At 37.9% G+C, this 4,490-nt stretch carries 4 protein-coding genes; 2 read left to right on the top strand and 2 right to left on the bottom strand.

Translation table 11 applies throughout. The features are described 5' to 3' along the window. Window positions 1-280: 280 nt before the first annotated feature. Window positions 281-949, bottom strand: coding sequence for a DUF2987 domain-containing protein (locus tag L1D46_RS19775; RefSeq protein WP_130051657.1), 669 nt, complete (start codon window positions 947-949; stop codon window positions 281-283). Continuing rightward, the gene (locus L1D46_RS19770) at window positions 942-1,760 is read right to left on the bottom strand and encodes a glucosaminidase domain-containing protein (RefSeq protein WP_130051658.1); all 819 of its coding nucleotides are present in this window, start codon (window positions 1,758-1,760) and stop codon (window positions 942-944) included. Before L1D46_RS19770 ends, L1D46_RS19775 begins: the two co-directional genes overlap by 8 nt. Before the next feature lie 214 nt (window positions 1,761-1,974). On the opposite strand from L1D46_RS19770, the gene L1D46_RS19765 reads away from it, so the two are divergent. After that, window positions 1,975-3,270, top strand: coding sequence for an anti-phage deoxyguanosine triphosphatase (locus L1D46_RS19765; RefSeq protein ID WP_167658837.1), 1,296 nt, complete (start codon window positions 1,975-1,977; stop codon window positions 3,268-3,270). Between the two features lie 134 nt (window positions 3,271-3,404). Next, window positions 3,405-4,463: a DUF481 domain-containing protein gene (locus L1D46_RS19760; protein WP_168990022.1), complete on the top strand. Its 1,059-nt coding sequence runs from the start codon at window positions 3,405-3,407 to the stop codon at window positions 4,461-4,463. Window positions 4,464-4,490: the final 27 nt, after the last annotated feature.

Below are 4,490 nucleotides of genomic sequence, written 5' to 3'. Positions count from 1 at the left end.
ATCTCATACCGTTCTCATATCTAAATACAAGCTGTTACTTAAACTGCGCTGCAATACAAGTAATTAGAAAAAAAATTAAATGTGGGAATAAACTAGACAAGAGAAGCTGTTATATAAATTGCTTTATTTATATTGAATTTTCAATTTTGATACTAAACCAAAGTAACGAGATAAACTTTTAAAAAAAGAGACACAAGAACTATCTTCTCAACATTGAAAAAGGGACCTTAATAAGATCCCTTTTGTCGATATTTAAACGATTTTAGCCGATGTATAGTGGTTATTTAACGATCCAAGGCGTGGCGCTAATAAGCTTAGCATGACTGCTTAATACCGTTTCATCATCTTGCCAGTCATCAGAAACCTTAATTGAGCAACGTTGCTCCTTGCAGCTAACACCGTTTGCCGAGATAGCATCTTGGCCGTTAAATTTTAGTACAACACCTTGTTGTTCAGGCAGCAAAAACCACATTAATTTGCTAACGAAAAAGCCCGACAAATCAGATAGTAGCTCGTCAAATTCTTCATTTAACGTATACAAGTTTGCTTTACTAAGCTCAAAATCAGCCAGATCAGTTGCTTCAATTTGCAACCTTAATTGGCAATCATGTTTTGGATTTTCTGGTTGAACAACAATAACGGCTTTATCTGTATCAAGCTGCTTATCAAAAGGTAAAAGCAATTGAGCTTTATCTGTATAAGTTAAGTCAAACTCTTGTTTCTCTGTAATTATTTTACCTGATTTGATTGTACATACTTCGTTAGTAGCAATATCAGACAAATAAAAATTAACTTGAGCGTATTGAAATTCGCCTTTATTAACGACTTTCAAACGATCATAAAAACCATCGTATGCAACAACAAATTCAGTAGCAGCGGCCTTAGAGGCAACTGCACCTAGTGCAACCGCAATGGTTGTAAATTTTAACCACGGAAGGAATTTATTCATCAAAGTAAGCTCTGTTTTGATTTATCATTTTATTTAATTCTTCAATGTACGCTTCACCGCGCTCAGAATACGACAACAAGCCCTGTGTTAGCTTAGTAGCATCAATTGGCTTTTGCTGGCGACGTAAATCGGCTCGAATTGATCGTAAATCTTTATACGCTGCGTGAGTATTAATATTTTTAAAATATGAGCTTACAGCAGCACGTACCGATTTAAAAGCAGTCACTTCATGAGCGGCTTCGTTGGCTCGACGACGTGGTACCATGCCACAGCCTTTTTTATAACACCACTGGCCGAAAAAGTTTAAGCCAATTCGAGCAAAACGTGACGTACCCCATGCTGATTCGTTAGCCGCCTGCATAAGCGCAAGTTCTTTTGGAATGATATCTACACGGCGCAGAGCTTGGGTCAGTGATAAGGTATCAATAGTGGTTGGTAACTTGTAGCTGGTCAGTATTTTCTTAATATCTGATTGCTGTTTACTACTTAGCGGCTCATTATACTCAAGCATCATGCGTGCAATTTCTATGAGCGCACGTTGCTGTAGGATCTTTTTATTCTCAGCCTCAACATGAGGACGGATAAAGTCAAAAAATGCATGTTTCTTTTCTTTCACATCAGTAAACGCTGCAAAATCAGGCAGTTTTACATTATGTAATGGCTTTTCTTTTTTGATTACGCGCTGAGTGCCAATAGGTGTTGTCTGTGACTGTTCATCCCCCTCATCCAGAGTATCTTTATCCATAAATGGCGACAACAACGCCCATGCAAAAAAAGCGGCCAGTAAAGCTCTAAAAACGTAATTCAGCATGTATTCTCTCAAATAAACTTTTACTAATATGCGGTAACTTCACGCACACACAATGGCGAAGTATACCAAAGCAGACATTTTTTGGCGAATTAGCCCTGAGATAGTTTCTTAAAGTATAACTAAAGAAGCATTATGAACCGCCAATTTACTCGCAATTTTCAAGCGCTTGCGTATACTTAAATGCAACCAAACGAGAAATAGGAAGGTTATTTTTATGTGCCAATCTTGGCAAGCTCGCATTATTGATCAGCAAAAATATCGTCCCAACGATAACCGCTCAGCTTGGCAAGTTGACCGCTCTCGTATCATACATGCTGCAGCATTTAGGCGTCTGCAGGCTAAAACCCAAATTATGGGTATTGGCTTAAATGATTTTTACCGAACTCGCCTTACTCATTCTTTAGAAGTTGCACAAATTGGTAGTGGATTATTACGCCACTTAAAAAAGCAACACCCTGAATTTACGAATTTTCCGAGTGGTAGTTTACTTGAAACCTTATGTCTTGCTCATGATATCGGTCATCCACCTTTCGGTCATGGTGGTGAAATAGCATTAAACTACATGATGCGCGATCATGGTGGTTTTGAAGGTAATGCCCAAACCCTGAGAATTGTTTCTAAACTTGAGCCTTATTCTAATGGATATGGCATGAATCTAACCAGACGCACCTTGCTTGGCTTTATTAAATACCCAGCCTTTATTGATGACTTGTGGCACACCATTCCACCAAAAAGTGAACAGCGTAGCTTTATCAAAGCCGACCATTGGCGACCAGCTAAAGGTCTGTATCAAGATGATAAAGATATTTTCGATTGGATTATTGACCCACTGTCGAATAATGATAAACAACTACTGAGCAGTCACTATAAGGTTGATGAATTTAGAGCTAAAACTCACTATAAATCAATAGATTCAGCAATTATGGAATTGGCTGACGATATTGCTTATGCCGTACACGATTTAGAAGACGCCATAGCCACTGAAGTTTTAACCCTTGCAGATTGGCAAAACCATGCCTTAGTACAATTACAAGAGTTAGACTCTGCTTGGCTAACAACACACTTAAGTTCGATTACAGCTAGACTGTTTTCCCATCATGAATATGAAAGAAAGGACGCCATTGGTGAGTTGGTTAACACCTTTATAATTAATGCCAAATTAATAGTACAAAATGCTGATTTTGAATCTGAAATATTACAGTACACTGTAAGTCTACCTGATGAATTTGCTGAAATTCTCAACGTGCTAAAGCATTTTGTTTTTAAACGGTTAATTCGCGAGCCAAAAATGCAGCAAGTTGAGTTTAAAGGGCAAAATCTGCTAATTGAATTATTTAGTGCCTTTGCTAGTGACCCCATGCGTTTATTACCTGAAACAACCCAAGACATGTGGCTTAACGCTCATCAGCAAGAAGATAATGCTATGCGTATAATTTGTGATTACTTAGCTGGGATGAGTGATGAATATGCCTATAAAACATATCAGAGGTTGTTTTTACCTACTTCTTGACTAGTTTTTGAATACAGCTGAAAACTGTTCTAAAATTAAACAGGTTATTAGAAAATAACCACTCCTCTTTGGATGCATTCTATTTAACAGGGATTGAAATGATGCTCAAAAAACACCTACTTTTAAGCGCTATAATGGTAAGTACATTTACCTGCTATAGCGCAGAACAACTTCCTGATCCGTTACTTGAAGAGCGAAATTTAATAATTAAAGATGCTTCTCGATTTGATTGGATACGACTAAACTCTGGTGAGTGGCTTAAAGGTGAACTTGTCTCAATGTATGATAAAGAGATCGAGTTCGATAGTGATGTGCTCGACACATTAATAATCGATCGTGAAGATGTCTACATGATTATCTCTGACCGCCACCATACAGTTCGTTTTAACGATGGGAAGGAGCTCAGCGGTGCACTTAATATATCCGGTGGTTTTATCAAAGTGGGTGAACAACCTGCTAAGTACCGTTATCGCGATTTAGTCTCTATTGCTCCTTCAGTAGAAAGTGAACTTAGTGCATGGACTATAAAATTGTCGATGGGTGCAGATTTAGCTCGCGGTAATACTGACCAAACTGAGTATTCTGTTAAAGCTGATATCAAACGCCGTACTGCATCTAGCCGTTTTTTATCTGAAATTTTGGGCTACCGGACTACCAGCGATAATCAAGTTACTAAAAACAACATTCGTGCTAACGGCACTTATGACTGGTTTTATACACAAAAAATGTATTACCGCCCTATTTTCTTTGAGTACTATCGTGATCCGTTCCAAAATATCGCTAATAAATACACTGTGGGCGCAGGTGTTGGTTACTATGTAATGGATACAGATAAAACAGAATGGGATTTTACAGCAGGGCCAGCATACCAAAAAACGCAATTTGACACTGTTGCTGAAGGCGAAGATAAAAGCAACTCATCAATGTCTTGGTTCATATCTACAAATTATGAATTAGAAGTAACCAAGAAAATTGATTTTTCACTTAATTATCGTTATTTGACGGCTAATAGTGACGCCGGGGGTGATTCACAATATGCAATGGCTGCGTTTGAATTTGAGATCACAGATGATATCGATTTTGACATGTCATTAGTATGGGATTACTTAGCCGACCCTATTGCCGATGAAAACGGTGTGGTACCAGAAAAAGAAGATTACAAAATGATTTTCGCACTGGGAATAGATTTATAAAAGTTAATTTGATGGATATATAAACGC

Origin of the sequence: Pseudoalteromonas sp. Isolate3 (assembly GCF_022398505.1) — a bacterium.
Classification (GTDB): Bacteria; Pseudomonadota; Gammaproteobacteria; order Enterobacterales; family Alteromonadaceae; genus Pseudoalteromonas; species Pseudoalteromonas apostichopi.
This window is presented reverse-complemented; position numbering and strand designations above follow the sequence as displayed.

Bases quoted from the DNA above. Each gene is read 5' to 3' on its own strand.
- L1D46_RS19775 (WP_130051657.1), bottom strand. From the start codon at position 949: ATGAATAAATTCCTTCCGTGGTTAAAATTTACAACCATTGCGGTTGCA.
- L1D46_RS19770 (WP_130051658.1), bottom strand. From the start codon at position 1,760: ATGCTGAATTACGTTTTTAGAGCTTTACTGGCCGCTTTTTTTGCATGG.
- L1D46_RS19765 (WP_167658837.1), top strand. From the start codon at position 1,975: ATGTGCCAATCTTGGCAAGCTCGCATTATTGATCAGCAAAAATATCGT.
- L1D46_RS19760 (WP_168990022.1), top strand. From the start codon at position 3,405: ATGGTAAGTACATTTACCTGCTATAGCGCAGAACAACTTCCTGATCCG.